Source organism: Streptomyces sp. NPDC034103 (assembly GCF_055575395.1).
On record NZ_JBVISS010000029.1, the window covers coordinates 8,039 to 31,924 of the forward strand.

The 23,886-nt window shown below is 72.5% G+C and carries 34 protein-coding genes; 21 read left to right on the plus strand and 13 right to left on the minus strand.

Annotated elements, in window-relative coordinates; genetic code table 11:
- Positions 1–151: 151 nt before the first annotated feature.
- The 7 genes from ACZ56U_RS39075 to ACZ56U_RS39105 form a co-directional block, all read right to left on the minus strand.
- Positions 152–976, minus strand: coding sequence for a hypothetical protein (locus ACZ56U_RS39075; RefSeq protein WP_469088697.1), 825 nt, complete (start codon positions 974–976; stop codon positions 152–154).
- A 213-nt stretch (positions 977–1,189) separates the two neighbouring features.
- Entirely contained in the window at positions 1,190–1,879 is a 690-nt protein-coding gene (locus tag ACZ56U_RS39080; protein ID WP_469088698.1) for a hypothetical protein, read from the minus strand.
- Between the two features lie 82 nt (positions 1,880–1,961).
- Positions 1,962–3,761, minus strand: coding sequence for a DUF6884 domain-containing protein (locus tag ACZ56U_RS39085; protein ID WP_469088699.1), 1,800 nt, complete (start codon positions 3,759–3,761; stop codon positions 1,962–1,964).
- A gap of 162 nt (positions 3,762–3,923) precedes the next feature.
- The gene (gene tap, locus ACZ56U_RS39090) at positions 3,924–5,627 is read right to left on the minus strand and encodes a telomere-associated protein Tap (protein WP_469088700.1); all 1,704 of its coding nucleotides are present in this window, start codon (positions 5,625–5,627) and stop codon (positions 3,924–3,926) included.
- On the minus strand, positions 5,627–6,178 hold the full coding sequence (tpg, locus tag ACZ56U_RS39095) for a telomere-protecting terminal protein Tpg (RefSeq protein ID WP_469088701.1): 552 nt from the start codon (positions 6,176–6,178) through the stop codon (positions 5,627–5,629). The genes tap and tpg overlap by 1 nt, the downstream gene beginning before the upstream one ends.
- A gap of 14 nt (positions 6,179–6,192) precedes the next feature.
- Positions 6,193–6,960 carry a hypothetical protein gene (locus tag ACZ56U_RS39100; protein WP_469088702.1) on the minus strand — a complete coding sequence of 256 codons (768 nt, stop codon included), beginning with the start codon at positions 6,958–6,960 and terminating at the stop codon, positions 6,193–6,195.
- 342 nt (positions 6,961–7,302) lie between these two features.
- Positions 7,303–7,611, minus strand: a complete 309-nt coding sequence (locus ACZ56U_RS39105) for a hypothetical protein (RefSeq protein ID WP_010645433.1) — start codon at positions 7,609–7,611, stop codon at positions 7,303–7,305.
- 151 nt (positions 7,612–7,762) lie between these two features.
- Here ACZ56U_RS39105 and ACZ56U_RS39110 point away from each other — a divergent pair, with 151 nt between their 5' ends.
- The 5 genes from ACZ56U_RS39110 (at position 7,763) to ACZ56U_RS39130 (ending at position 9,529) form a co-directional block, all read left to right on the plus strand.
- On the plus strand, positions 7,763–8,101 hold the full coding sequence (locus ACZ56U_RS39110) for a hypothetical protein (RefSeq protein WP_469088703.1): 339 nt from the start codon (positions 7,763–7,765) through the stop codon (positions 8,099–8,101).
- A 76-nt stretch (positions 8,102–8,177) separates the two neighbouring features.
- Entirely contained in the window at positions 8,178–8,528 is a 351-nt protein-coding gene (locus ACZ56U_RS39115; RefSeq protein WP_469088704.1) for a hypothetical protein, read from the plus strand.
- Positions 8,529–8,532: 4 nt separating this feature from the next.
- Positions 8,533–8,856: a hypothetical protein gene (locus ACZ56U_RS39120; protein WP_469088705.1), complete on the plus strand. Its 324-nt coding sequence runs from the start codon at positions 8,533–8,535 to the stop codon at positions 8,854–8,856.
- Positions 8,853–9,128 carry a hypothetical protein gene (locus tag ACZ56U_RS39125; protein WP_469088706.1) on the plus strand — a complete coding sequence of 92 codons (276 nt, stop codon included), beginning with the start codon at positions 8,853–8,855 and terminating at the stop codon, positions 9,126–9,128. The genes ACZ56U_RS39120 and ACZ56U_RS39125 overlap by 4 nt, the downstream gene beginning before the upstream one ends.
- Positions 9,129–9,145: 17 nt before the next feature.
- Positions 9,146–9,529 carry a hypothetical protein gene (locus ACZ56U_RS39130; protein ID WP_469088707.1) on the plus strand — a complete coding sequence of 128 codons (384 nt, stop codon included), beginning with the start codon at positions 9,146–9,148 and terminating at the stop codon, positions 9,527–9,529.
- Between the two features lie 84 nt (positions 9,530–9,613).
- Here the strand turns inward: ACZ56U_RS39130 and ACZ56U_RS39135 are convergent, their stop codons facing one another.
- A complete protein-coding gene (locus ACZ56U_RS39135) occupies positions 9,614–10,174 on the minus strand; it encodes a UTRA domain-containing protein (RefSeq protein ID WP_469088708.1) in 561 nt (186 codons plus the stop codon).
- Between the two features lie 26 nt (positions 10,175–10,200).
- Entirely contained in the window at positions 10,201–10,980 is a 780-nt protein-coding gene (locus ACZ56U_RS39140) for a GntR family transcriptional regulator (RefSeq protein ID WP_469088709.1), read from the minus strand.
- Positions 10,981–11,235: 255 nt separating this feature from the next.
- Here ACZ56U_RS39140 and ACZ56U_RS39145 point away from each other — a divergent pair, with 255 nt between their 5' ends.
- From ACZ56U_RS39145 to ACZ56U_RS39220, 16 genes are all read left to right on the plus strand, one after another.
- Positions 11,236–11,556, plus strand: a complete 321-nt coding sequence (locus ACZ56U_RS39145) for a hypothetical protein (protein WP_469088710.1) — start codon at positions 11,236–11,238, stop codon at positions 11,554–11,556.
- Complete coding sequence (locus tag ACZ56U_RS39150; RefSeq protein ID WP_469088711.1) at positions 11,553–11,876, plus strand: hypothetical protein; 324 nt, start codon at positions 11,553–11,555, stop codon at positions 11,874–11,876. The genes ACZ56U_RS39145 and ACZ56U_RS39150 overlap by 4 nt, the downstream gene beginning before the upstream one ends.
- Positions 11,873–12,052, plus strand: coding sequence for a hypothetical protein (locus ACZ56U_RS39155; protein ID WP_469088712.1), 180 nt, complete (start codon positions 11,873–11,875; stop codon positions 12,050–12,052). The genes ACZ56U_RS39150 and ACZ56U_RS39155 overlap by 4 nt, the downstream gene beginning before the upstream one ends.
- Positions 12,049–12,327: a hypothetical protein gene (locus ACZ56U_RS39160; protein ID WP_469088713.1), complete on the plus strand. Its 279-nt coding sequence runs from the start codon at positions 12,049–12,051 to the stop codon at positions 12,325–12,327. Before ACZ56U_RS39155 ends, ACZ56U_RS39160 begins: the two co-directional genes overlap by 4 nt.
- Entirely contained in the window at positions 12,324–13,595 is a 1,272-nt protein-coding gene (locus ACZ56U_RS39165) for a DUF2637 domain-containing protein (RefSeq protein ID WP_469088714.1), read from the plus strand. The genes ACZ56U_RS39160 and ACZ56U_RS39165 overlap by 4 nt, the downstream gene beginning before the upstream one ends.
- Positions 13,595–13,843: a hypothetical protein gene (locus tag ACZ56U_RS39170; RefSeq protein ID WP_469088715.1), complete on the plus strand. Its 249-nt coding sequence runs from the start codon at positions 13,595–13,597 to the stop codon at positions 13,841–13,843. Before ACZ56U_RS39165 ends, ACZ56U_RS39170 begins: the two co-directional genes overlap by 1 nt.
- On the plus strand, positions 13,843–14,145 hold the full coding sequence (locus ACZ56U_RS39175) for a hypothetical protein (protein ID WP_469088716.1): 303 nt from the start codon (positions 13,843–13,845) through the stop codon (positions 14,143–14,145). Before ACZ56U_RS39170 ends, ACZ56U_RS39175 begins: the two co-directional genes overlap by 1 nt.
- Positions 14,146–14,221: 76 nt before the next feature.
- Positions 14,222–16,447 (plus strand): P-loop NTPase family protein, encoded by a 2,226-nt coding sequence (locus tag ACZ56U_RS39180; RefSeq protein WP_469088717.1) that lies wholly within the window; start codon positions 14,222–14,224, stop codon positions 16,445–16,447.
- 226 nt (positions 16,448–16,673) lie between these two features.
- A complete protein-coding gene (locus tag ACZ56U_RS39185) occupies positions 16,674–17,195 on the plus strand; it encodes a hypothetical protein (RefSeq protein ID WP_469088718.1) in 522 nt (173 codons plus the stop codon).
- A gap of 13 nt (positions 17,196–17,208) precedes the next feature.
- On the plus strand, positions 17,209–17,850 hold the full coding sequence (locus ACZ56U_RS39190) for a hypothetical protein (protein ID WP_469088719.1): 642 nt from the start codon (positions 17,209–17,211) through the stop codon (positions 17,848–17,850).
- Positions 17,851–18,045: 195 nt separating this feature from the next.
- Positions 18,046–19,533, plus strand: coding sequence for a hypothetical protein (locus ACZ56U_RS39195; protein ID WP_469088720.1), 1,488 nt, complete (start codon positions 18,046–18,048; stop codon positions 19,531–19,533).
- Positions 19,534–19,612: 79 nt separating this feature from the next.
- A complete protein-coding gene (locus ACZ56U_RS39200) occupies positions 19,613–20,011 on the plus strand; it encodes a hypothetical protein (RefSeq protein ID WP_469088721.1) in 399 nt (132 codons plus the stop codon).
- A 70-nt stretch (positions 20,012–20,081) separates the two neighbouring features.
- Positions 20,082–20,510 (plus strand): transcriptional regulator, encoded by a 429-nt coding sequence (locus ACZ56U_RS39205; protein ID WP_469088722.1) that lies wholly within the window; start codon positions 20,082–20,084, stop codon positions 20,508–20,510.
- A gap of 149 nt (positions 20,511–20,659) precedes the next feature.
- A complete protein-coding gene (locus ACZ56U_RS39210) occupies positions 20,660–21,475 on the plus strand; it encodes a DUF4097 family beta strand repeat-containing protein (protein ID WP_469088723.1) in 816 nt (271 codons plus the stop codon).
- Between the two features lie 69 nt (positions 21,476–21,544).
- Positions 21,545–21,955, plus strand: coding sequence for a RapZ C-terminal domain-containing protein (locus ACZ56U_RS39215; protein WP_469088724.1), 411 nt, complete (start codon positions 21,545–21,547; stop codon positions 21,953–21,955).
- Positions 21,956–22,004: 49 nt separating this feature from the next.
- A complete protein-coding gene (locus ACZ56U_RS39220) occupies positions 22,005–22,187 on the plus strand; it encodes a hypothetical protein (RefSeq protein ID WP_469088725.1) in 183 nt (60 codons plus the stop codon).
- A 73-nt stretch (positions 22,188–22,260) separates the two neighbouring features.
- Here the strand turns inward: ACZ56U_RS39220 and ACZ56U_RS39225 are convergent, their stop codons facing one another.
- The 4 genes from ACZ56U_RS39225 to ACZ56U_RS39240 all read right to left on the minus strand — a co-directional run bounded on the left by ACZ56U_RS39225 (position 22,261) and on the right by ACZ56U_RS39240 (position 23,886).
- Positions 22,261–22,437, minus strand: a complete 177-nt coding sequence (locus ACZ56U_RS39225; RefSeq protein ID WP_469088726.1) for a hypothetical protein — start codon at positions 22,435–22,437, stop codon at positions 22,261–22,263.
- Complete coding sequence (locus ACZ56U_RS39230) at positions 22,428–22,670, minus strand: DUF7848 domain-containing protein (RefSeq protein WP_469088727.1); 243 nt, start codon at positions 22,668–22,670, stop codon at positions 22,428–22,430. Before ACZ56U_RS39230 ends, ACZ56U_RS39225 begins: the two co-directional genes overlap by 10 nt.
- 4 nt (positions 22,671–22,674) lie before the next feature.
- Complete coding sequence (locus ACZ56U_RS39235; RefSeq protein ID WP_469088728.1) at positions 22,675–23,118, minus strand: hypothetical protein; 444 nt, start codon at positions 23,116–23,118, stop codon at positions 22,675–22,677.
- A gap of 285 nt (positions 23,119–23,403) precedes the next feature.
- On the minus strand, positions 23,404–23,886 hold the full coding sequence (locus ACZ56U_RS39240) for a hypothetical protein (RefSeq protein ID WP_469088729.1): 483 nt from the start codon (positions 23,884–23,886) through the stop codon (positions 23,404–23,406).

Sequence of the window (23,886 nt, forward strand, 5' to 3'; positions counted from 1 at the left end):
GTGAAGTGGTGCCGCGAGGGCGTGCCCGTGGAACTCCTCGTCGACGTCGGCCGCCCCGTCCCCGCCGCCGACTGAACGCAGGCACCGAAACGGCGCGGGCCCGGGAGCTCGAACTCCCGGGGCCGCGCCGTGTGGCGGTTTCTGTGGCGGCCTACGCGGCGGCCTGGTTCCCCGCCGTGCCGTAGTGCTTGCGCAGCACGTCGTACGCCTCTATGGCGATCTCCTCGGGCGGGCGGCCCGTCGCTTCAGCCTGGGCGATGAACAGGCGAGAGAACTCGGTCACCGCACTGTCGGGCAGAACCCACGCCGACGCCTCACCGGCCGGTGCGCTCGACGTGTCCGCACCGTTTCTCTCGGCCTCCCCCGCGGCGGCCGGTGCCGGTGCCGGCGCCTTCTTCGCGGCGGCCTTTTCTGCCCTGGCCGCCGCCTCCTCCTTCACGACCCGGGCAACGGTCTTGCGCGCGAGGGTTTCGAGCTTGTCCGGCGCCGGGATCTTCTTTCCGTCCCCGACGCGTTCCTTCGCGCTCTGCACGGCCGCTCGCAACACCTTGGCCGTGGGCTTGTTCTCGGACCCCTCCTTGGTGCCCTTCCACAGCGCCCGCGCCGAGTCCGCGCCCCACTCCCGGTAGGCGGGGACGAGCTCGCGCGCCGTGCCCTCGTTCGGGATGGACAGCTCCCGCATGACCGGCGCCGCCGCAATGAGGCGGTCGACCTGCGAGACCGACACCCCCCACCGGGCCATGGTGTACTCGGCCCACGTCATCCGGTAGTGCCGGTGGAGCTCCTTGTCCTTGATCGTGTCGAACGCCTCGCCCGCGTCGGCCGCAGCCTTCCCGAACGCCTGAATCCGGCCCTCGCACTGACTCAGGAGGAGCCGGTCCTCCTCGGAGAGCGGACTCACGGCGTCGCCCGTGTCGTCCGCCCCGGTGGTGGCCGGTGCGCCCCCCTCGTCGTTGTTCGAATTCGCATCGAACACTTTCCCGCCAATTGGCGGGACGCCCCCCTCGGCCGGGGCGGGCGCCGCCCCGGCCTCAGTCTCCGGAGCGGCCTCGACTCCCGGGGTTCCCGCGGGTGCCGGCACTCCGGGCGCGGTGAACGTGGCGGGTACTGCGGGCTTCTCGGGCTTGCCCGTCCCCACACCCCGCCCCCGGGTGGCCAAGGCGTCGCCGAACACTGCATCCATGCTCATCTACTGAATCGCCACCTTCGTCAGGATCTCGACAGCCACCCTATGCATGGGGTCGTCGTCGTCGAGAGCGAGTGCCTTCCCGAACGCCCGCGAGTAGCCGTGCTCGCCCTGCTGATTCGGGACGGTGCTCTCCAATACGGGGATCTCGCGCTTCTCCAGGGCGCGGCGGGCGTCGTCGGTGGCCTTGGCGGTGTGGTGGGTCCGGGTGAACAGGACGACGAGCTCGGGGCGGCGCCCCGTGGTGTCTTCCAGGTACTTGAGGGCGAGCCACACGGACGCCGACCGGTGGAGCTCACCCTCGGCGGGCTGGAGACACAGAACGACGAGATCCGACATGGCGAGTGCCGAGTGATGCGTACCGCCGGGGGTGTTGGACCATGCTCCGGTGTCGATGCCGAGCAGGCCACCGGCCGGGGTCTCCTCGGCGATGGTCCCCGGGAGGTGAAGCGCGCTGTACTGCGCCTTGACGGGGCGGCCCTTGACCATGCCGCCGCACATCTGATCCCAGGTGTAGAGAGAGCCGTCCTCGTCCTCGCCCGGCTGGTCGGAGTCGATAGCGTTCGTCGGGTAGCCCATGCGGGCCCAGTGGCCGCGGACGTGGGCGAGGGTGTGAGTCTTGGTCGACCCGCCCTTGCCGACGAAGGTCACGCGGCGGCCCTTTTCAGGGAGCTGGAACATCAGTGATGACATGGCGGAAGGCTATCCGCCGCATCCGTGATCCCGGCGCCGCTTTTCACTCGCGCGGCGCGGCGTGGCCGCTCGGCGCGGACCCCTATCCCCCGTACGTGTCCCGGCACAGGTCGGCGAGGCCGCGCGCGGTCCACCGGTTCGAGGGACACGCCCCGCCGCCTCCGTGCCTCCTCCCCTGTCGGGGCGCCCGCAGGGCCGGGGGAACTGGGGCGTCGTCCCTGGTCACACCAGACACCGGGCAGGGCGCCGACAGGGGGCGCGACAGGGGGTGCGACCGCCCGCGCGGCCGTGCGTCGGGGACGAGCTCGACCGGCCGCGCCGGGGCGGCGGGAGGGTCGAGGAGCTCCTCGTCCTCCTGGTCCTGGTCCTCGACGACGTCCTCGGCCGTGGCCTCGACGGCGGCGCGGTCCGGGTCGTAGATGGCGGCGAGTCGGGCGAGTTGCTCGCCGATCCCCCGCGTGCCTGCGAGCGGCGCGGCGAGCTCGTCCCAGACCTCCTCGGCGAGCTCGACGTACGCCCGGCCGCCGAGCACCGTCACGGCCGCCCCCGAGATCCCGAGCTCGTGCGCCTGCCGGCGCAGCGTCTCGCCGTCGACCGTGCCCGGGTCACCGGCCTTGAGGTCGTAGTTCAAGAGGTGCCGGTCGAGCTCGACAAGCCCGTACTTGGCCGACAGGATCAGCACCCGCCCCGACCGGCCGCCCTGGGTGAGGACGTCGGCCGCTCGGCGCATCGCCCGGTGGTAGCTCCCCACGTAAAGCGCCCCGGCCCGCTCGCCGATCACCGGCTCGCCCTTGCGGACTCCGTCGGCATACACAGCCTTGCGGCCCCCGCACGCCACGAGTACGACGCGCTCGCGCTCCTCGGCCGCGGCCCGGCGGCGGCCCGCCGCGGTGATCCGGACCTCTCCCGCGTCGAGCTTCCACACGGCCTCGGCCACGGGCACCGTGCGGCCCTGGGGCCGCGTCCACTGGACGAGCCCGGCCGCCCCCAGGGAGCGCGCCGTCCGGAGGTTCACGGACGCGGGGAGGAAGCCCTCCGGGTGCGCGGCGGCGGTGTGCAGCCAACGGCGCTGTACCGGGGTGAGCTCGACGGCGGGGAGCTCCTCGTCCTCCTGGTCCTCGACGACGTCCTCGGCCGCGGCCTCCTCGACCGGCGCCTCGTCGGCCGGGAGCTCCTCGCCGTCGAGGGCGGCGAACAGGCGGGCACTGCGGCGGTGCTCGGCGGCGCGCAGCTCGGCGAGCTCACGCTCGAACGCCTCGGCGGCCGGGTCCTGGGTGTGGTCCGCGGCGGCGAGGAGCTCCTCGGCCTCGGCCTCGTCGTGCATGGCGTACAGGGACACCGGGCCCTCGGCCTTGACGACGTCCCACGCGATACGCGCAGCCTGGTCCCACATCGGGGCGGCCGGGTCGACGTACCGGGGAAGCGCGGAGATCCCGAGGAAGTCGGCGACGGCGGCGAACGCGTCGGCACGGAACCGACGGGCGTACGCGCGGGCCCCGCCGGCATCGGTGCATTCGAGGGCCTCCTCACCGGCCGCGCTGCGGGCCCACCGGCCGTAGATGCGGACGGCCTTGGTGGTCAGGGCCTCGACGCGGGCGAGGTAGCGCGGGACAGCGGACAGGTAGCGGGCGAGGCGCTCGGGGTCGCCGGACACGTCGAGGCGCAGCTCGTCGGGCGTCGGCGCCGGGGCGTCGGGACTGGCCGGGTTGTAGTGCAGCGTCCTGTACGGGTGGCGGGCCTCCACCCGGTAGATCACCGCGAGGCGGCGGGCGGCGGCGGCGCGGGCCTTGCCCTTCCCCGCGGCCGGGGGGAACTCGACGGCGGCCTCGGCGCGGCCACGGGCGACGGCGATCCGGGTTCGGGTGGCGTACTCGGCAGGCATTCGGCGCGGCTCCTGTGTTCGGGGTGCTGATCTCCGGACACTTTCGCACAGTCGCACTACAACTACAAGTGAAACTCACAGTTGTGGTCCAAGTTCGCGCAGCGAAAGGGGCGGGCCCCGGTAGTTGCCTACCGGGGCCCGCCCTGCCGTGCGCGGTCCGCCCTACTCTTCGCGACCCGCGTCCCGGCCTTCCTTGATGAACCTCGCGGGATTCGCGCCCTTGGCCACCGTCTCTCGGAACCACTCCATCGGCCGGACGCCCTCCTCCTTGCAGTAGCCCGGGTTCGGGCCGAGGCGGAACCCCCCCGGCAGGGGCGTCCCGTCGGGCTTGCGCGGCACGACCGCGCGGGCCGTCGGGTGCGCCGAGGGGTAGATCACGCAGTCAGACAGGACCGCGAGCGGGACCAACCCGAGCGCGTTCCACGTCTTGACCATCTTCCGGTGGGCGCCGACCCGCGCCGCACTGATCACGGCGGCGCGAATGTCCGGCCGCCACGTCGGCCGCTTGAGTGCCGGCCACGGCGCGTTACGCCCCTCGCGCTTCCCCTGCGGCTTCTCTCGCAGCTTGCCGATACCGCCCTTCGCCGTTTGCTTGATCGCCGACAGGAGGGCGACGGCCTCGGGGTCACGCTCCTTGACGGTGGACATGGCCGAGAGGAAAGCCTCCTCGTCCATGTCGGCCGTGATGCCCAGATCGGCGAGGGTGTCCATGTAGGCATCCCGCAACCTGTTGTGCCACAGGTCGAGGTACCCGCCCGCCTCGGGCCGCAGCCACGCGGCGATGGGCCGGACCTCGATCCCCAGCTCGACCGCGTACGCCAGGGTCGGCGTCGCGTACCAGGCCGGGCCCGTCGGCGCCTTCCCGTCCGGGGTGAACGGACTCGGGAACTCGGCCGGGAGCGTCTTCCATGCCTTGGTGACGAGATCCTTCGTGCGCAGCTCGGCGCCGGACAGGTCGACGAGCCAGGACCCCGGAACCTTCTTGTCGAACCGCGGCCCGTCGGTGTAGACGGCCTCGCCGATGCCCACCGTCAAGCGGTTGGCCGCCGCGAGAAACGCCGTGTTGATGTCGAGGCCGACGACGTACGGTGCGGCGGCCTCGGCCTCGGTCGGCGCCCGGTGCCACGCGAGGGCCTCCTCGGCGAGGACGTGCGCCGGGTCCTTGGCCTCGTCCCGGGTGCGGTCCTTGGCGAGCGGGTGCTCGTCCGGCGCCTCGGGCGGGGCCGGGTCGACCGGCGCGGAGAGCGAACCCTCGACCGGCACCCGGTGGGGCCGTCCGGTACCCCGGTCCCGGACGAGCCGGGTCGGCGGCCGAAGCGCGGTCATCAGGGCGAGGCTGCAAGCGGCCGTCGAGCCGGTCGGCGTGATCACGCGCTCGGCGTACTGGCCGAGGACGTACGCGAGGGCGGCCGGGTCGGCGGCGACGTCCTCAATCCCACCCCACCGGAGGTGATCGGCGAACGCACCCCACGGGATCGTGGCGACGTAGACCTCGACGCGGTCCCGGTACAGGAAGGACCAGGGCGCGAGGCCCGCGCGGGAGAGCTTCCACCCGCCCTCTTCCACGGCCTTGACCGCCGGGTGGTCGTCCGGCACCCGCAGCCGCTTGCGGTCGTCGAGCCGGGCGGGCAGGCCGAGGGCCTCGACGGCGCCCTCGGTGAGGACCAGGAGCGGGCCGGACTCCTCGCCGTACTGCGAGAGGGGACCGGCGCCCAGGCCGTACGCGACGGCCCACTCGGCGGCCGTCGCCAGGTCGACGACGTCCGCCGGCACGTCCATGCGCTGTACGTCCGTGCGGTGGGCGATGAGGACCCCGCCCTCGGCGTCGAGGACCAGGAGCGGAGCGGCGTAGGTCTTCTCGGTCATCAGCGGAGGTCCAATTCCACGTAGTCAATGTCTTTGAACTCGACGTCGAGTTGTTCGGCGTCGGTGCCGGGGGTGCGGAAATACTCCTCGGCGAGCCCCTGCCCGAGGAGCCGGTTCAACTCGTCCTCGTCACCCGCCCGCAGGGCGTCGAACACCTGCGGAATCAGGTGGTCGGGCACGTCCTCGGTGAGGCGACGTACGCGAGGGTCATCCGTACTGTCCGGGCCCGCGGTGAACCCGAACGACGCCCGGGTCTCGATCGTCATACCGCGCTGCTGGGCCTCCTTCTGCGCCCGCGCCGTAACGCGCGGCTGGTGGTCCTTGACGGCCTCCTTCTGCAAGCGGTCGAGGATCTCGGGCTTCGAGTTGGCGATGTTCCGCTCGCCCTTGACGTACCGCTGCACCGTCCGGCGGGAGACGCCGAGGCGTTCGGCCACCTTCGCCGTGTTGCCCTTCTCCTTGCGCATCAGGGCGTTGAACTGGCCCCTCGGGGTCTTGGGGGCGCTGCGCGTCTGGAACCGCGCTCGCATTGCGTCGATCAGCTTTCCCATGGTCACGGCTCCTCTCAGGCAATCCGGAAGACGGGGGCGGGGGCGGGCGGGTCGAGGCACACACCGCCGCCGCACAAGACGTTGCCGGGCAACGTGGTCTTGACGGCGGTTCGGCAGACCCGGCACTCGGCCATGCGCGGCGCGGTGCGCTGGGTGACCACCTGTCGGGCCGGGATGACGTACTGGGCCGGGAGCTTGCGGAGGAGCCTGTCCAAGTAGCCGTTCGGCCGGTACGCCTGCCGGTTCTCCGTCGCGTCGAGGGCGCGGAGGAGGGCCTCCTCGGGCCACCCGTTCCGCAGGCACCAGGCAACAGACTTGGCGGCGAGGGCGCGCTCCTCGTCGGTGACGCCGACGAACCAGCGGACGCGGTCGATGATGGACTCGGCGAGTGCCGGCACCGCTTCCAGTGCCGCCCCTTCCAGGCGCGGCGCGGTGAACCCGCTCAACAGGGTGAAGCGGTCCGCCTTGCGACCGAGGTTCTTCCCGTTCTCCCGGATCGGCACCGGGCGGAAGGCGACGAGGTCCGCGCGCACCAAGTGCGGCCGGTGGCGCTCGATGGTCCGCAGGCTCACGCCCGCGATCTTGGCGAGCTCCTCCATGTGGACCTGTCCCTCCCATCCGATGGCGGCGAGGGCGACGAGGCATTTCGCACAGGTGGGGTCGGGCGCAACCACGTTCGCCGCCCATTCCTGGGCCCCCGGCAAGAGCGGCTGACCGATGCCGCCGCCCAGCGGCGTGCGCCGGTCGGCGTCGATGCGGGAGTGTGCGAACAGGTGCGCCAAGTGATCCTGCGTGGCGCGCTTCTTGAGGCCGACGATTCGACCGAGGGCCTCGGTCGTGAGCCACGTCTCAGGGTCGGCCGTGTGGTGTTCTTCAAGGGCCCCGTAAACCTTGTGGCAGTTGGGGCAGTCGTCAGGGCTGATATCACGGTGGGGTGCCACTAATCGGCCTTTCCGTCCGCTGCGGTGTCTCACCCGGGGGTGCGCGGGTAGACTCCGCCACAGACCTAGAGCAGGGTCCATGCGGAAGCCTCGGACGGGTAGGAGAGCCACCTCCTATGACCCCGACGGGGCTTTTCGCATGTGTGGAGCGGGTCGAGGGACAGGCGCGCAGCCTGTACCGGGTCAGACCGTGATGACCTCCTGCGATCCGCCGACCACGGCGGCGATGCGCCGGGGGGAGAGCTTTTCCACGGCGTGCGTCGGGCCGCACAGGAGGTCAGGAACCGGGATGCCGTAGTGCGCGGACAGGCGGTCGATGTCCCCGAGGGACCAAGCGGCGGCGCCGGTCTGCTTGCGCGAGACCTGCCCCTGAGTGATCCGCAGACCCGCGGCGAGCGACGTCTGATTCTCGCCGCAGGCGCGCATCAGGGCCGCGACCGTGATCCGGAGCGTGCGCTCGCTGGTACTCAAGGCGGCTGCGAACTTCCCCATATGCTCTGACCTCACTTTTTGTGAGCTGGGCTCATAACGGCAGCTAGCGGGGTCCGGCGATTCCGGCCCGACCGGTGCACACTCTTCCACGGTTGCACGTCAACTACAAGTCTTGCTTGTAGTGAATCTCCGGACGTGTCATCCTCGGGGTATGACTGACACCCCCGTGAAGACGATCAAGGAACTGCGAGAGGCGTCCGAGGCGTCCGAGGCCCAGGCCAAGAAGGACAAGGCGGCCTTGCTGGACGCGACCGTGAAAGAGGCCATGACCTCGACCGCGTACGGCCATCTGTCCGCCGTCGCCCGCGAGGCCGGCATCGCCGCGCAGTACCTCCGGACCCTGATTGAGGACCGATACCCCGGATGGCTCGACCGGGCCGCCGAGGAGCGCGCGGCGGGGAAGGCCGAGCGTGGGAGCAAGTCCAAGAGTCGGGGAGCGAAGGGGGAAGGAGGCAGGGCCGCACGTAAGAGCGGTGCCACCGCCGCGTGATGATCCCGAGGCGGGTCGTCGCCGCCGTCGAGCACCAGGCCCGCCCCGTCCTCGCCTGACGTCCGGAAGGACTCCCATGGACCAGCCCGAAACCGCCCCCCAGGCACGCGAGTTGCTCCCCGCACCGTCGCGCAGTGAGACCGAGCTCCCGGTTACCCCGATGCTCGACGAGGCCGCCGCCCTGTTCACCCCGGAGGCCCGCAGCCTCGCCGAGGAGATCATCGCCGTGGGCCGCGTGAGCCGGTTCTCGCCGGACACGCAACGGGCCCTGTTCGTTGGTCAGTCGGGGTCGGGGAAGACGAGCGCCCTCGCCGTCACCCGGGCCCAGCTCGACGCCGCCGGCACCCCGTACGAGGAGGCCGACGACGGCCACGGCCGGATCACCATTCGCACCCGCCCGGCGGGTGCCGAGTCCCCCAAGGAGTGACCCCGTGAGTGCTCTCCCCGCCGAGGAACCGACCAACCCGTACCGCACCCAACACGGCGGCGGCCCGCGCACCGTCACGCAACTGCGGGCCGCCCTCACCGCGGCCTCGGCGGCGGACCGCGAGGAGTTCGAGGCGCAGCTCGGCGAGCTCGACCTCGACGACCCCGAGGAGTACGCCGCCCTCGTCCGCGCGTGGCGGCACCGCCTCGTCATGCGGACCCGGCCCGAGATCCTCGCCGCCGTCGCAGCCTCGACCGACCCGGCCGCCCCGCGCTTCACGTCCGAGGAGATCCTCGGCGCCGACGGCCACCAGGAGGCGAGCCGGTGACCGAAGGCACCCCGTGGGCGGTCGTCTACAGCGAGACCGGCCGCGCCGGACTGGCCACGGCCACGGCCGAGGAGCGGGCCGCCGTCCTCGGCTTCGAGAAGCGAGTCGACGCCTCGCCGTACACCTGCGGCGAGTTGTACCCGGACCGGGTCGGCGGCCTCTACACCGCACTACTCACCGTCGGTGGCCGGATGGCGTGGACCAGCGTCCTGTACCGGGTCGACGAGGCCCGGCGCGAGGTTCTGATCGTCGCTATCGTCTCGGGGCCCTGATGCCGGCGGGGGGAGCGATGGCGGACAGCTCGACGCCGGACCGGGTGGCGGCGGCCGTCGAGGAGCACGCCCGGCGGCGCGCGTGGTGGGAGGCCGAGACCGCCATCGCCGCCGTGGTGTCCGATCCGGAGGTTCGGCGCCTGGGCGAGGAGATCGAGCGGGCCGAGGCCCTCCTCGGCGAGGAGCTGCGGCCCCGCTTCCAGCCCTTCCGGGACCGCTACGACCGAGCCGTACGCGAGGCCGACCTCGACGCCCTCACGCGGACGTGTCCCGGGAAACACGGCCGGTGGGGACGTATCTGCGTACTCGACACCGGCCACGACTCGACCGCACCGCACTGGGGGATCACGGCCGAGGGACACCCTGTCGCGTGGCTCGGGAGCGCACCCGACGACGACTGACCCGGAAGGCGCCGGCACCGCGGACCGGAACGACAGAGCGCCCGCCCCGAGGAGGGGGCGGGCGCTCTGTGCTGTGCGGGTGCGTCAGTCGAGCGGCGCGGCGTAGCGCAGGGTCCAACCGCGGCCGAGGGTGTGCCGGGTGACCTCGACGACCCGGCCCTCGGCGGTCCGGCCGACGTGCGTCACGGTGAGGAGGAGCTCGCCCTCCTCGACGCCGAGGGCCTCGGCCTGGTCCGCCGTGGCGGGCCGCTGGTCGACGTCCTCGACGGCCTCGGCGCCCTGGTCGAAACCGGCCTCGCGCATCCGGGAGATGATCCCGCCCGCCCCAGTGTCGACCTGTTCGATACCGGCGGCCTCGGCGACGTCCGCCGGAATCCATGTGTCGGCGAGCTGGACCAGGCGCTCACCGTCGTACATGCGCCGGGCGCGGACGACGACCGGCCCCTCGACGCCGAGCAGCTCGGCGACGTCGGCCGGGGCCTCGGCGCGGCTCACCGTCACCTCGGCCCGGGGCGCCCCGCCGCTGCGGCGCGTCTCGCTCTCGTACGCGCCGTGCGCGCCGTTCGCCTCGCGGTTCTCGGTGCGGTACCGGCTGCGCGCGTCCCGGACGATGCCGCCGTTTGCGCCGATGGTGTTCTGTGCCATGTGCGTGATCCCTTCCGGTGGGGTGGTCAGTGGGTGGGGCCGAGCGGCCAGGAGTAGGACAGGCGCCACAGGTGGGTGGGCATTACGTGAACGGTGACCTCGACCGTGCGGCCGTCCTCGGTGCGCCCGATATGGGCGATCTCGTAAACGCGCTGGTCTTCCCGCATGTCGAGGCCCGCGACCTCCTCGGCGGTAGGAGGACGGACGTCGATCTCCTCCGTGATGGTGGCCTGCGCGTGACCGAGCTCGGCGAGGCGTGATTTAGACCCGCCCGGCCCCGTGTCGATCTCTTCGAGCCTGGTCCCCTCGGCGATGGCGAGGGGGAGGTACGACGTTGCGAGCTGCACGGGTACGTCATCGGCGAGCATCCGCCGGACGCGGGCGAGGGTCGACACATCGTTCGCGTCTACCCCGAGGAGGTCCGCCACCCATGCCGGCGGCCGTACGTGCTTGGTGGTGGTGACGCTCGACGGGGTCATGCCGAGGCCGCGGATCTCGGCCTCGAACGCCCCCCGGGCCTGCCCCTCTTCGCGGCGGGCCCGGACGTAGCGCGACGTCGAGTCCCGAACGATCTTCTTGACGATCCGGTGCACGAACATGCCCCGGCGGCTCTTGTCGATCAGTCCCTCGGAGGCGAGCAGGCGCAATGCCTGTGCGGCGGTCCCCCGATTCGTGCCGATCTCGTCGGCGAGCTCCCCCTCCGTGGGGAGCTTGGCACCCGGGGCGTAAGTGCCCCGCTGGATGCGCGTGCGCACCTCGTCGGCGACTGCGCGAAAGGTCGCTCGGCGCGGCTCGTCCTCTGTCATGCGGGTCACCTTATCTGGAAGCCATTCCGTGGCGCTTGCTACCGACACAAGCATGAATGGAATCCAAGACTATTGCAATGGATTCCATTCAGTGCTTCACTCATGTCGTGCCGATCAAACGGCACCAACGAGGGCCCTGGGGCCTGAGTTGCTGTGGTCCGCCACGCCTGAAAGGGCGCGGCCCCGGGGCGTCTAGTCCACGCACACCGGGGCCGCTCGGCGGACTCCCCTGACACGACAGAGGAGTGATTCCGCGTGCGCACCACCATGCCCGAAACCGCGCTTAACCTGCGAATCGGCACGGCCGATTCCGCCACCGGAACTGTCCCGTCCCGCCTCGACCTCTCCGCCGAGCTCGGCCTCGACGTCGACCTCATCCTCGGCCCCATCGGCGGCGACGAGAACGAGCTCGACGAGCTCGCCCGCCTGTACGCGCTGGTCGACATGGCCGACTCGGACCTCATCCCGCGCGGCGCGTCCCTCGACGTGATCGCCGGAATCGTCGAGGAGATCGAGCGCGAGGACGACGCCCAGGGTTACGAGGCCGACGACTTCGCCGAGGGGTGGGCCGCGTGATCACCCGCCACTCCGCCGCCCGCGCCGCCCGCGCCCTCCTCGGCTCCGCCGACCGGCTGCACCCCGCCGCCCTCCTGGTCCTGGTCCTCGCCTTCGCGGGACTCGCCCAGCTCGCCGCGCCGCTCGTCGTGACCCTCCTCACCGCCCTGGTGACCGGGGCCAAGGCCGCCGCGTTCCTCGCCGGGGCCGCCGTCCTCGCCCGCCTCGCCGTCCGCGTGGCCGCGACGTTTCCCCGCCCCCGCACCGCCCCGCCGGCATCCCCGACCGCGCCCCTCCCGCCCGCGGTCCCGTCGGTCCCGACCCCCCGCACGGCCCGATGACCGCCGCCGCGTGCGCCCTGGTCGGCGCCGTCTCCGAGGAGACCCTCACCGCCCACGGCTTCACCCGCCGGACCGACGTCCACCAGGCCGCCCGGTGCGCCGAGCTCTGGGCCGCCGAGAACCGCCGCCGCAGTGACCGCGAGGCCCTCGACCAGGACCAGGAGGCCACCCGATGACCACCGTTGCCCGCCGTGTCCTCGTCGTCTCGGTCGCCGGTTTCGCCGCCGCCGTCCACCACATCGCCACGGGGGCCCTGACCCTCTTCCTCCTGGCCGACTGGTTCCTCGTCTCGCTGATCGCCGGACACACCGGACAGGCCATCATCGCCGCCGCCGTCGGCGCCCTCCTCGCCGCCGAGGGCATCCGCGCCGACCGGGTCGGCCGCCCCTTCCCCCACTGCCCCATCTGCCCCCTTGTCCGCCGGGGCGCCCGTAAGGAGATCGCCAAGTGAGTACGTCGTTCTACGAGGAGCGCCGCCTCGACCGGAAGAACGAGCGCGAGGAGGACCGCCGCGACCGCCTCGCCGAGGCCGAGGCCATCCGCCAGGAACGCCTTGCCGAGGCCGAGGCCGCCCGCATCCGGGAAGAGGGCCGCGCCGAGCAGCTCCGCAAGGACAAGGAGGCCCGGCAGGAGGAGGAGCGCCGTCTCCGCGCCGAGCGCAAGCGCGAGAAGGCCCGCCGCAAGGCCGAGCGGAAGAAGGCCCGCGCCGAGCTGTTCGCCAAGCTCGGCAAGGAGGGTGACACCGTCGGCGCCCTGATCGTCATGGCGTGCGGCATCGTCCCGGCCCTGTACTTCCAGCTCCGCGCCCTCAACGGGGAGAACCTCCCCGGGATCATCAGCCTGTGCCTGGCCGTGATGCTGGAAGCCGGGGCATGGGTGGCCACCGTGAGCGGTGAGCGCGCCAAGCGCGAGGGCCGCCCCGTCGGCCGCTTCCGGGTGGTCATGTGGGCGTGCGCCACGTTCGCCGCCGTCATCAACTACTCGCACGCACCCGGCCCGTCCGGCGGGTGGCTCGCCTGGGTCCTCGCCGCCGCCTCGTACGCCGGGGTGTTCTTCTGGGAGGTCCGCGGGTGGGGTCGCCACGGCACCAAGGCCACCCGCACCAAGGCCCAGCGCAAGGAGGCCCGGCGCCGCCGCCGGCACGACCGCAAGCGCCGCCGCCGGTTCCCCGCCGTCTACGCCCGGTACACCGACATTCTGACCGCGCACCCGTACGGCGCCGTCGACCGCGAGAAGGCGTGGGCGGACGCGTGGCGCGACACCCACGGCGCCGACCTCGCCGTCACGGCCGGTGTCGTTGCGCACCGAGGCGAGGCAGACAAGGCCCTCGCCGCAGCCCACGGCGTGGGGGTCGAATCCCTCATGGTCGAGCAGCTCCTCGACGACGTGTTCGGCGGTGACGGCGGCGACGACGGACCGGCCGCGCGCCGCTCCTCGAAGGGCCCGAACGGAGGTCCGAGCAAGGGTGGCCGAACCGCGAAAACCCTTGGGCGCAAAGGGAAGCAGGCACTCGGCCGCCTCACCGGACGGACCGCTCCGAAGGTCCCGAACAAGCCCCTCGACGAGGCCGACCTCGAACGTGTCCGCTCCCTCGCCGACGTCCTTCCCGGCGGCGCCGGAGACCTGTCCGTGAACAACGTCCGGAACGTCATCGGCGGCGGCAATTACCGGTACGCGATGCAGCTCCGTGACGCCGTCAAGGCCGAGAGGGAGAACTGATGAGCGCCACGTTCAACCCGCCCCGGCTCCTGATCCTCGCGGCCCCCGCCGGCATCTACCCCACGATCACCCTCGCGCCCGAGCTCGGGTGGGACTGGTCCGCCGGAATCGGCGCCCTGGTGTTCGCCCTCGTCCTGTTCGGCCCCGCCCTGATCCGCCGCGCCGCCCAGGCCGCGGCGGTCCGGCGAGCCACCAAGAAGGCCGAGGCCGCCGCCAAGAAGGCGAAAGAGAAGGAGGGCAAGAAGTGATGGCCGAGAGCGTCTACCGCCAGATTGCCCGCGAGCTCGCCGCCGAGGCGGACCAGCACCGCGCCGACCGTCACCCCCAGCTCGGGCGGTGCGCCGCCGAGCTCGGCCTCGTCTACCTCGAATTCGACGCCCACCCCCCGGCCAGTGAGCACGGAGTGAAGGCGTGGGAGGCCGCCGAGGCGGCCCGCGAGTCCCTCCAGTTCGGGACGGCCGTCGGCTGCGGCGCCGACACCGCCGCCGCCCGCCTTCACCTCGCCCTCGACGCCCTCGCCCGCGCCACCGCCGAGCGCGCGACCCCCTGACACCCCCGGGCCCGGCCGCCCCCTCCCCCCGGCGGCCGGGCCGACGGCCCCCGTACTTGAGGAAGGAACCACCCGCATGAGCACCACCGAGACCGAGCACGGCGAGCGCGAGGCACAGCTCGTCGACCTCACCGTCTACCAGGACCCCGAGACCCTCCGCCGTCTCGGCGAGCTCTCCCGGACCGCCGCACAGCAGACCGAGAACGGCGTCGCCGACCTGTTCACCGGCACGGTGCGGCTGGACAAGGTCGAGGGGGCCCCGGCCGAGGCCGGCACCTTCGAGCAGCTCGACGAGGAGGAGCTCGACGAGGACGAGCGCGTATCCCTCGGCCTGCGCCCGATCATCCCCGAGACGTTCCTCGACCCGGGCGTGTGGCGGCAGCGCCGCGCGGTGTGGCTCAACTCGGCCGCCTTCCACGCCGTCCGCAGCCCCGTCTACCTGTGGCGGTTCATCAAGACGAGCGCCATCGGCGCCCGCGTCGGCGTCCGGGACGCCTGGTCGTACCTGTTCGCCACCGAGTACGGCGAGCTCGCCGACAAGGTCCGCCGCGCCAAGGCCGGTGCCGAGCACATCGCCGACCTGCGGGCCGACCGGCGCAAGGAGGCCAAGGCCCGGCGGCGCGAGCCGGTCACGGTCTACGCCCTGACCGGCTGCACCTCCTACGCCGCGGCCGTCATCGCCCTGGGGGAGACCTGGGGCCTGGTCCTCGCCGCCCCGGCCCTGATCCCGTTCTTCGGCCTCCTGTACGTCCTCGGACACCGCGAGCTCGCCCGCCGGGCGCCCGATGGGACGTTCGCGTTCCTCGACAGCACCGCGGGCGCCGACCACGACGGCCCGGTGACTGACGAGCGGATCACCAACGCCCTGCGCGAGATCAAGCTCCTGACGGCCGAGCAGACGATCAAGCCCGTGGGCCTTGCCACCCGCGACGAGCTCGGCAACACGACGCTTGAGTTCAAGCTCCCGGCCAACGTCATTTGCAAGGCCCTCAAGAGCAAGGCCGAGCAGTTCGCCGGGGCCCTGGGCCTGTCGCTGGAACGCATCGACCTGACGCAGGGCGAGACCCCGGCCGACGTCGTTCTCTGGGTGTCGGCGACGGTGCCGTTCTCCGGTGACGCGCCCGTGTCCCCACTGGTCAACGCCGACCGCTGGTCCATCTGGGACGGCGTCCCCTTCGGCTCGAACCGCAAGGGCTTGCGGAAGACCCTCCAACTCCTGTGGTCCTCGATGCTGTTCGGCGGCGCCCAGGGTTACGGCAAGACCTCGGCAATGCGGGTGCCGGCCGCCGCGGGCGCCCTCGACCCTCAGTGCCGGATGCTCCTCGCCGACTTCAAGGGCGGCGCGGACTGGGAGGAGCTCGAAAACATCGCGCACCGCGTGATCATCGGCGCCGACCCCGCGAGCGTCGACGAGTTCATTGACCTCGTCGACGAGCTGATCGAGGAAATGGACACCCGCTTTGCCAAAATCCGGCGGATGCCCAAGGCCGAGCGCCCCGACATGCGCCTGACGCCCGCCATGGCCCAGGCACACGGGATGCCCGTCCTCATGTTCCTGATCGACGAGATTCAAGAGGCGTTCGGCGTGGTCCTCGCCCGCAAGGACGGGTTGAAGGAATTCGCCGCCCTCGTCGAGAAGCTCGCCCGCCTCATCCGGCGCGGCCGGGCCTGCGGCCTCATCATCGTGGCCGCCGCGCAGCGCCCGAGCGCCAAGAGCGTGCCGACCGACTTCCGCGACGTCATCCTCAAGCGGTACAGCGTGCACACCGTGGACGACACGTCGTCCGACATGATCCTCGGCGACGGACAGGCCAAGCGCGGGCACACCGCCGCCGGACTGGGCCGGATCGGCGTCGGCATCCTCGCCGAGGAGGCCGGTTCCGAGAAGCTCCAAGTCGACCTGATCACCCCGCAGGAGTTCGAGGTCATCTGTGCCCGAGGCCGGGCCCTGCGGATCGAGGCCGGCACCCTCACCGGCTACGCCGCGTCGGGCCTCCTGACGGTGTCCGGCATCCTCGCCCAGATGCGGGCCGCGTTCGAGGCGGCCGGGGTTGAGGAGCTCGGCAGCACCGACATTGCCCGACTCCTGCACGAGCAGGACCCGGCGGCCGACTGGGGCCAGCGCGACGGCGAGAGCGACAAGGCATGGTCGAGCCGCGTCGGCGCCCGCCTCGGCCGCGAGATCGAGGAGGCCCTCGACGGATCGGGCCGCACCCTCGACCGCGTCAAGGTGACCACCCTCGCGGGCACCGAGGGCCGCGGATTCCGCCGCACGGACCTGACGCTCGTACTCGGTGCATAACGGGACGAACCGACGTGTCCGGGAACGTGTCCCCGCCGCAAAACCGCAGGTGGGGACGTGTCCCGGACGTGTCGGCCCCCCGGCCGGGGTGTCCCCAGCGGACACCCCGCCCAGGGGCCCGACACCCCCCTAGACACCGCCGAGACCTGCACAAACAGGGGCAAAGCCACCCCCCAGGACACCGCCCCGACACCCCGAAATCCCACGCACAAGGAGTCGAGACCCGATGGACGTCACCGCCCGCACCGCCCCCGCCGAGCCGGTCCTCTACCGCCCCGAGCCCGTCGAGACGGCCGCACTGGCGACGACCCTCCCGTACCTGTCCCCGGTGCCCATCCCGGGCGCCGTCGAGGCCGTCACCCCCAACGGCGCCCGGGTGTGGCTCCTGGTCTCCAGGATCGAGCCCACCGGCCCGGCCGCCGCCCCCGAGGCCCTCCCGTCCGCGCCCGTCCCCGCCTGGGCCAAGACGACGGCGCTCCTGGCTCTCTCCCTGTCCGGCTCCTCGGTCCTCGGCGCCTACGCCCTCGGCCTGTTCGCCGAGGGCCTCGCCGCCCTCGTCGCCTCGCTCGTCCTCTTGGCGAAGTTCGCGTTCGTCCTCGCCCTCGTCCTGGGCCTGTTCGTCGTCGTCGTCAAGCGCCGTGCCGGCGGGGGGAGCGTCACCGCCGAGGCCACCAGCACCGCCACCGCCCGGGGCCTGTTCGCCAAGGCCACCGCAACCGCCACCGCAACCGCCATCGCAAAGAAGTAAGGAGACCCCGCCCATGACCGCGATCAAGGTCCGCGGACCTCTCAAGATCGGAACCGACACCCTGCGGTGCCCCGGCCGCGGCGAACGCGACACCCCGCGCGAGCTCACCCTCATGGCGAACGGGAAGACCGTCACGGCGACGTGCGGCCAGAAGCACAAGGGCGAGGACGGCGGACGCCGCGCGCAGTGCTTCTTTCCCGTCGAGCAGCTCACCGCCGCGAACCTCGGCATCCTCGCCCGGGGCAAGCCCGGCCGCTTCCGCCTGACCCTCACGGACGGGACCAAGGTCGAGGGCATCCTCGCCACCGTCAGCGCCGCCGCCAACTCGACCGCCGCCCGTGCCGCCGCCGCCGCCGACGCCAAGAACGGGAAGACCGCCCAGGCCGGGCCCGCCAAGCCTGCCGGTCGGGCCACGGGCGGCGCGATGACGGCCGCGTTCGGCGCCCTCGCCGCCGTGGCAGGCGCCGCCGGACAGGCAGCGGGCGCCGCCGGGCAGATCGCAGCCGCCGGGGCCTCGGCCGTCGAGTCGGCATCGAGCCTCGGCCGCGAGGGGATCGGCGTCGCCCGCGACGGCATCCGCGAGGCGGGGGCGTACGGCGAGCGCCGGCACGAACGCAAGATGCGCGCCGCCGACGGCGGCGGGTCCGAGGACTGACGGCAGGAATCGAGCGCCCTCGGGGGCCGGGTGAATCGGCCCCCGAGGGCGCCGTCATGTCCGGGGCGTGCGCCGGGTCGAGGACGCGCTCGAACACCGGACGATACTTTCAAGTCAACTCACAGTTGGACTTGTAGTCGTGATGCAAGTTGTGCCATGGTTGACCCGCCGCACCACACCGAAGGAGACACACCCTTGAAGATCACCGACGCCCAGACCAAGGCCCTCCGCCTGATCCTCGACAACCCCCGTGGGGTCGTCGCGTGGCTGCGCGGCGAGACCGGTTTCCTCAAGATCCACGGCAACACCGAGAACCGGCTCCACTCGCTCGGCCTGGTCGAGGCCGTCAAGATCGGCACGAACACCCGCGCCGTGGGTACCGAGCACGTCGAGTACGACGTCACCGTCTGGACCCTCACCCCGGCCGGGTACGAGGCCCTCGGCGTCGAGGCCCCGGCCGTCGAGGAGATCCCGGCCGCCGAGGAGGAGGTCCTCCTCCCGCTCCCCGAGCGCTTCCGCGCCGCCTACGAGGCCGAGCTCGCCGAGACCCACGCCGACGCCGACAGCGCCCCGTACCGGCAGGTCTGGCAGCACGTCACCAGCGGTCGCCCCCTCGCCCCGCGTTGGCTCCTAGGCCACCTCGCCGACGTCGCCGCGCTCCTGGCGGACCTCGTCGAGGAGTCCGAGGAGCACCCCAACACCCGCGCCACCCGCAGCCGCGGCGCCGCCGAGCTCCTCGACCTCCTCGCCCGCCACGGCGCCCGCCCCTGGCCCTCCATCGGCCACGGCCTGCGCCCGTGGGGCGACGAGGCCCCGCACTGCGAGGACTGCGCCGAGCAGACCGGCCCCCGCCCCCCGGCCGCCGTCACCGCCACCGAGGCCGCCGCTGACGAGGAGCGCGCCGCCCGACGGACCGCCTACGAGGCCCGCCTCGCCGCCGAGCTGCGCAAGACCGAGGACGAGATCGCCGCCGAGCACGGCGAGCACATGCGGCCCGGCGCGGCCGTCGAGTGGACCAACCCCCACAACGGAGAGACCGCGTACGGAGTCGTTCAGTCGGTCTACCGCCGCCACAACGGCAAGGCCGCCGCGGACGTCGAGCTCCTCGGCCGCTCGGGCGGGTCCATCGACGCCGAGCAGCTCGGCCCGATCACCGGCCGGTGCGGCGCCGCCCTCCCCACCGACCCGACCCCCTGCGACGGCGCCCCGGCCGTGACCGTGCTCGACTCCTCCAACGCCGGGGCCGACGGGTGCGAACGCCACGGCGCCCGCCTCCTCGCCATCCTCGACGGCGGCCGGGTGTACGCCCTGCCGACGGCCCCCGAGGGCGCCGCCCTGCGGGTCCACCGGTCCGCCGGGACCGGCCGCCCTGCCGCCCGCGTGACCAGCCTCCGGGAGCTCGTCACGACGGCCCCGGCCCCGGCCCCCGCCTTCCGCCCGTTCCCGCGCTTCACGCTCGAACCCGGCTGGGTCGACGTGGACGTTCCCGGCTGGGAGCTCAAGGGCGACAAGGAGTCCGGCGAGTACCTGAGCGACTGTCACGAGACCTTCCGGCCGGACGACTCGAACGCGGACATCGAGGCCGCCATGGAGTGGGCCGAGCAGCTCATCGGCGCCCGGCAGGAGTGGGCCCACGTCCGTGAACGCGGCTTCGACCGGTGGGAGGCCGGCACCCGCGACTGACCGCACCGCACACCGCAGTGCCGGGCCCCGCTGGGTGAATCACCGGGGCCCGGCCCGACCCCAGAGAGGAACCACCGCAATGAAGACCGAGACCCGAAACAACGTCGTCCACACGATCCCGCTCGGGACCGCCCGCCTCCGCCTCCTGGCCCTCGGCCTCGTCCGCACGGCCGTCCCGGCGCTCGCCGCCGTCGCCGCCGCGTGGGCCGTCGAGCCGCAGCTCAACGCCGACGGGTTCGCCCGCGTCGCGTACCTCGCGCTCGTCGCCGTCCTCGCCCTGTCGGCCGTCGACAACGTCCTCGTCAACGCCACCGAGCGCGCCTACCGACGGGCGTACGGCCGCGTCCACGGCCCGCGCTCCTGGTCCTGCGAGGACTGCGGACGCCAGATCACGGCCCGGGAATGGACGCCGTTCGACGCCGCCGCGTTCGAGACCCACCTCGCCGACCCGCGCGCCCACGACTGCACCCACAGCTGACCCGCCGGCACCCCCCGGGGGTCTCGCCCGAGGCCCCCGGCCCGCATCGAACCGAGAGGAACCACTCGACATGACCGCCAACCGCGCCGCCGCCTTCCCCGCCGTATACGCCCTCCTGCGCGTCGCCGCCGACGTCGCCGACCACTGGGTACAGAGCGACCACCAGGCGCAGCACAAGGCCAAGCCCGGCGCCGAGGGGCACAAGGCCCTCGCGGGACACGTCGCCTCGTACACCGCCACGCAGGCCGCCGCACTCCTCGTCGGGAACCGCGTCCTCGGCCTCGGCCTGCGCCCCCGCAGCATGGCCGCCGCCCTCGCCCTGTCCGGCGCGACGCATTACGTGATCGATCGCCGTTGGCCGGTCCGCAAGGCGGCCGAGGCCACCGGTAAGGGCGCGTTCTACGAGCTCGGCGGCCCGCTCGGCGGCGCGTACCTGCTTGACCAGGCGACACACCACCTCGTCGAGGGGTTCGCCGCGTACCTCGCCGTCCGCGACTGACTCGGCCCGCTCGCCCGCCGGGCGGCGACACCGCCGCCCGGCATCCTCGAACGAACCGCACTTTCAAGTCAACTCACAGTTGGACTTGTAGTCGTGATGCAAGTCGTGTCATGGTTGACCCACCGCACCACACCGAGGGAAGGAACCCCATGAACGAGATCGTCGCCCGCGACATGACCCCCGAGCAGACGTTCACCGCCGCGGCCACCGGCCCCGTCCTCGCCGACGTCACCTGCCCCGACGGCACGGTTACCGTCACCGTCGACCCCGCCGCGACCGTCGCCCGCGTCCGCGTCTTCACCCAGGACGGCCCGGACTCCCCGGCCGCCGACGCTGCCCGGGGCGCCCGCATCCAGCAGAACGCCGAACGCCTGGTCGTCGTCGTCCCCAAGGTCAAGCAGAACGGCGCGAACTTCGGGGGCGTCAGCTTCCAGTCGTTCGGCGGCGGCGTGACCTACGTCAACGGCGTGCAGTACAGCGGCAACGTGACCGTGGTCAACGGACAGGTCATCGGGGGCGGCGCGCAGGGCTTCACGCGCGGTGTCGAGGTACATGTCACCCTGCCCGCCGGTTCCGGTGTCCAGTACAGCGGCGAGAACGGCAGCCTTCACACGTACGGCACCGTCGCCGCCATCCGGGCCGAGTCCAGCAACGGCAGCATCAAGGCCGAGACCGTCGGCCGCATCGAGGCCGAGGCGGGCAACGGGTCGATCAAGGTCGGCACCGTCACCGAGTGGATCGACGCGGACGCGAGCAACGGCTCGGTCAAGGTCGACAACCACATTGGCAACGTCGCCCGCGTCCGCGCCGGGAACGGCTCGGTCAACTTCACCGTCGGCGCCAGGGCCACCGGCCGCATCGACATCAAGGCGGGCAACGGCACGGTCAAGCTCTACGGCGTCCGTGGCCGTGACGACCTCGACGTTCGCGCCACGGCCGGTAACGGCAGCGTCAAGAAGTTCTGACCGCACGACACCCCGGCCGGGGCGGGACTCCCGCCCCGGCCGTTCGTATCCCAGGGAGGAACGTCCACCATGACCACCACCGCCGAGGCCCAGCACGCCGAACCGGCCGAGATCGAGCTCGTCAGCTTCGGCTACCTGCACGGCGACGCCCCCGAGGCTGACCTCGTCATCGACATGCGGCGCCACTTCCGAGACCCCCACGTCAGCCCCGAACTGCGCGAGCTCACCGCCGAGCACGAACTCGTCACGCGCGCCGTGTTCGGCACCGCGGGTGTCCCCGAGCTCGCCCGCGCCGTCCTTGCCGTCGTCGCCGCCTTCCGCTCCGGACCCTCGGCCGGAACGGTCCGCGTCGCCGTCGGGTGCGCGGGCGGCCGGCACCGCTCGGCCGCCATGGTCAATCACCTGGCCATGCAGTACGGCAACGAGCTGCGCGTCCGCGTCGAGCACCGGGACATTCACCGGCCGGTCGTCGCCCGATAGACCGACCGCCCTCAACCCGCCAACCCGCCTCACTCAAAGGAGCGCCCCCATGTACCAGGCCGGTGACGAGGTACAGATCCTCACCTGTGAAGACGACCCCCGCGCGGCCGGAAAGACGGGTGTGATCGTGGACGAGGTCCCGCCCGGCAAGCTCACGCAAGGCCGGTGGACTGTGAAGGTCAATGCCTTCTGGATCGCCAACGTCCTATGTCACCCGCACGAGTTGAGCTAGCAGGCCGCACACGGAAGCGCCCGGCCCCGGTGAGGGGGTCGGGCGCTTCCGTGTGTCAGTGGGGGAGTGGGCCCTACGCGGGGCCCCCGCTCGCACGTTGGGCCCGTTCGTCGACCAAGGCCGCCCGAACGGCCCGCGCGTAATCGACCCCGATCCGCAGCCGCTCGGCGCGCTCCCACAGTTCGAGCCGTCGCCTGTCAGGTATTCGCAGCTCGTCGAGCAGCCGCTCGCCGCCGGTCATCACTTCCATGCGCCCGCCCTCACCATGACGTACGACCACGGGGCCACCCGGAACCGTTCGTGTCCGGTGTCGCGGGTGTGCTCAGCCATCCAACGGGTGAGCGCCGCCTCGTCCTCCTGGTCCTTGGAGTCCGCGCCGCAATCGGCCTCCTCGCCGGACACGCACACCGCCTGAAACACCGGTTCTGCGAGCTCATCCGGCGTGACGCCGTACTGCCGGAACCGGTACGTCCCCCTCGTCACCGTGTCACCTCAGCCGCTCGCCGTGGTGGACGGGTGCGCCGTCCTCGCCGGTCTGAGGGTCGCGCGAGCTCACCGTCATGGTGAGTTGGTACTCCCACATGTCCACCACGGGCCCCGGAACCCGGGCGAGACTCAGGCCGTGCGGTTCGAGGCCGGGCGACTTCCGGGCGATGTCGGCGGCGGCCTGTAGGGCGTCCGCCGCGGTCGTGCCCGTGCACACCAGGGCGGTGAGCGCGCTCACGGTGACGTCGCTTGACGGGTCGAGTCGGTCGAGTGCACCGACGGCTTGACTGGCCTCGTCGAGGGAGCGCACGAGATCGTGCGCGAAGGGGGGCGTACGGTCCGGGTGCAGGAGCTCGACGCCGTCCTCGACGGGGCGGCGGGTGGCCGGCAGATGCGCGGCGGGGCCGCGGTCCGGGCGGGGTGTTCCGTTCGTTGAATGCGCCATGTCCGGACGGTACGGGCCGCCGGGCCCGGGGTGAGCACGCACAGTGCGTGCCTTGTTCCGCAGGCCCGTATGTCCCCAGCTCACAGAACATGAGGGATGCGCATACGGGCCGTTGGGGGCAGAGAAGCGGCCCCCCGGAGGGTGAATCACCGGGGGGCCGCCGCGGACCAGGGTACGGCGCCAAGGTGCCACCGAACCGACAGGCCCCCGGAGCCAAGGCGCGAGGCTCCGGGGGTCTGCGGGGGCCGTGCGCAGCTCCCACGGGGGGAGGAGCCGCGCACGGGGTCAACAGGCGCGAGCGTGTTCCACGCGCCGGGCCTCGGCGACGAGGACCGCCTCGCACAGCCGGGCAGGGTCAACGTACCGCGCGCAACCGAGCGTTGGGCGGCTGAGCCAAGCGGCTACGAACCCGCCCGACGGCCCGTGCGGGACGACGAGGTACGTCCCGGGCGTGAGGGCGCGTACGCCCTGCGGGCCCTCGACCGCGGACCCTGCGGGCACCAGGACGATGAGCTCGTTCCGCGCGTGGTCCGCGAACACCGGGTGTCCACCGTCGAGGGGTAGGTCGAGGACGTCGAGCGCCGCGAGGCCGCGCTCAAGAGGGGCAATGGCGAGGGCTTCCCACCGGCCACCGACGGTGTCCCACGGTGCGCCGACGGCGACGAGGGACGTAGCACCGCGGCCGGCATGTCGCAGCCGGTCGAGCGTCTCGTCATCAGGGTTGAGGAAGTCGGCCCACCTACGGGGGTTGTTCTCAGGAGTGGCCAT

Bases quoted from the DNA above. Each gene is read 5' to 3' on its own strand.
- ACZ56U_RS39080 (WP_469088698.1), bottom strand. From the start codon at position 1,879: ATGTCATCACTGATGTTCCAGCTCCCTGAAAAGGGCCGCCGCGTGACC.
- ACZ56U_RS39085 (WP_469088699.1), bottom strand. From the start codon at position 3,761: ATGCCTGCCGAGTACGCCACCCGAACCCGGATCGCCGTCGCCCGTGGC.
- tap (WP_469088700.1), bottom strand. From the start codon at position 5,627: ATGACCGAGAAGACCTACGCCGCTCCGCTCCTGGTCCTCGACGCCGAG.
- tpg (WP_469088701.1), bottom strand. From the start codon at position 6,178: ATGGGAAAGCTGATCGACGCAATGCGAGCGCGGTTCCAGACGCGCAGC.
- ACZ56U_RS39105 (WP_010645433.1), bottom strand. From the start codon at position 7,611: ATGGGGAAGTTCGCAGCCGCCTTGAGTACCAGCGAGCGCACGCTCCGG.
- ACZ56U_RS39110 (WP_469088703.1), top strand. From the start codon at position 7,763: ATGACTGACACCCCCGTGAAGACGATCAAGGAACTGCGAGAGGCGTCC.
- ACZ56U_RS39115 (WP_469088704.1), top strand. From the start codon at position 8,178: ATGGACCAGCCCGAAACCGCCCCCCAGGCACGCGAGTTGCTCCCCGCA.
- ACZ56U_RS39130 (WP_469088707.1), top strand. From the start codon at position 9,146: ATGGCGGACAGCTCGACGCCGGACCGGGTGGCGGCGGCCGTCGAGGAG.
- ACZ56U_RS39135 (WP_469088708.1), bottom strand. From the start codon at position 10,174: ATGGCACAGAACACCATCGGCGCAAACGGCGGCATCGTCCGGGACGCG.
- ACZ56U_RS39140 (WP_469088709.1), bottom strand. From the start codon at position 10,980: ATGACAGAGGACGAGCCGCGCCGAGCGACCTTTCGCGCAGTCGCCGAC.
- ACZ56U_RS39155 (WP_469088712.1), top strand. From the start codon at position 11,873: ATGACCGCCGCCGCGTGCGCCCTGGTCGGCGCCGTCTCCGAGGAGACC.
- ACZ56U_RS39160 (WP_469088713.1), top strand. From the start codon at position 12,049: ATGACCACCGTTGCCCGCCGTGTCCTCGTCGTCTCGGTCGCCGGTTTC.
- ACZ56U_RS39170 (WP_469088715.1), top strand. From the start codon at position 13,595: ATGAGCGCCACGTTCAACCCGCCCCGGCTCCTGATCCTCGCGGCCCCC.
- ACZ56U_RS39175 (WP_469088716.1), top strand. From the start codon at position 13,843: ATGGCCGAGAGCGTCTACCGCCAGATTGCCCGCGAGCTCGCCGCCGAG.
- ACZ56U_RS39180 (WP_469088717.1), top strand. From the start codon at position 14,222: ATGAGCACCACCGAGACCGAGCACGGCGAGCGCGAGGCACAGCTCGTC.
- ACZ56U_RS39185 (WP_469088718.1), top strand. From the start codon at position 16,674: ATGGACGTCACCGCCCGCACCGCCCCCGCCGAGCCGGTCCTCTACCGC.
- ACZ56U_RS39190 (WP_469088719.1), top strand. From the start codon at position 17,209: ATGACCGCGATCAAGGTCCGCGGACCTCTCAAGATCGGAACCGACACC.
- ACZ56U_RS39200 (WP_469088721.1), top strand. From the start codon at position 19,613: ATGAAGACCGAGACCCGAAACAACGTCGTCCACACGATCCCGCTCGGG.
- ACZ56U_RS39205 (WP_469088722.1), top strand. From the start codon at position 20,082: ATGACCGCCAACCGCGCCGCCGCCTTCCCCGCCGTATACGCCCTCCTG.
- ACZ56U_RS39210 (WP_469088723.1), top strand. From the start codon at position 20,660: ATGAACGAGATCGTCGCCCGCGACATGACCCCCGAGCAGACGTTCACC.
- ACZ56U_RS39215 (WP_469088724.1), top strand. From the start codon at position 21,545: ATGACCACCACCGCCGAGGCCCAGCACGCCGAACCGGCCGAGATCGAG.
- ACZ56U_RS39220 (WP_469088725.1), top strand. From the start codon at position 22,005: ATGTACCAGGCCGGTGACGAGGTACAGATCCTCACCTGTGAAGACGAC.
- ACZ56U_RS39225 (WP_469088726.1), bottom strand. From the start codon at position 22,437: ATGGAAGTGATGACCGGCGGCGAGCGGCTGCTCGACGAGCTGCGAATA.
- ACZ56U_RS39235 (WP_469088728.1), bottom strand. From the start codon at position 23,118: ATGGCGCATTCAACGAACGGAACACCCCGCCCGGACCGCGGCCCCGCC.
- ACZ56U_RS39240 (WP_469088729.1), bottom strand. From the start codon at position 23,886: ATGGCCACTCCTGAGAACAACCCCCGTAGGTGGGCCGACTTCCTCAAC.